General features: G+C 62.2%; 1 pseudogene. It reads right to left on the reverse strand.

The features are described 5' to 3' along the window. Positions 1 to 34 precede the first annotated feature (34 nt). Positions 35 to 679: pseudogene (locus J8I87_RS44105) on the reverse strand (transposase); the annotation flags it as partial.

Raw genomic sequence — 679 nt, forward strand, 5'->3', positions numbered from 1 at the left:
ATGTCTCCGCCAAGTTCAAATGTCGCGCCTCCAGCTAAATAGAAATGTCGGGTTTTGCCTTGCTGTTTCTTATGGTTTGGGGGTGGGGCGGCGCAGCCGCCCCCCGTTCCCGCATTGCCTTGGCACTGACTTCCAGAACAGCATGATTGAGGTCGGTAACGTCAATGGCCCGCTGCTTCTTCAGTCCGATGCGCGCCTGCTTCGCGCGAACCTCTTCACCGCAATGCGTCCGTGACGGCGAGCCCGAGGCGCGGCGGTCATCACGCATGGCCTGAATCTGCCGTGCCACCTGGAGCGCGCTGGCCAGCCGCTTGTTGTCAAGCTCCGCGCCCTGATCGATGCGCGTGATGCGGTCGTACTGCCGGTACGGCAACACCACGCCATTGGCCTGTACCTCGACCATGCCATCGGGATACTCGACCACCTCGACGTACTCATGCATCAACGCACGACTGACGGGCGTGTCATCGAGCAGATACATCACGCGGTCGTACTGAACGGTCAGCGCATTGGAGACCTTGCGTGGCACGCGATAGGCGAGGATCTGCCGCAGATCCTCGTCGACATGCAACGCCCGGTGCGCGTCGTGATCGCTCCTGGGTGGTTTGCCGAACCGCCGGTTGAAGTCGGCGATGAAGGAGGGCGCATACGCATTGGCCGCCTCGCGGGTGCTGATGCC

This window comes from Paraburkholderia sp. LEh10, from assembly GCF_017814945.1.
In the GTDB taxonomy this organism is placed as follows: domain Bacteria; phylum Pseudomonadota; class Gammaproteobacteria; order Burkholderiales; family Burkholderiaceae; genus Paraburkholderia.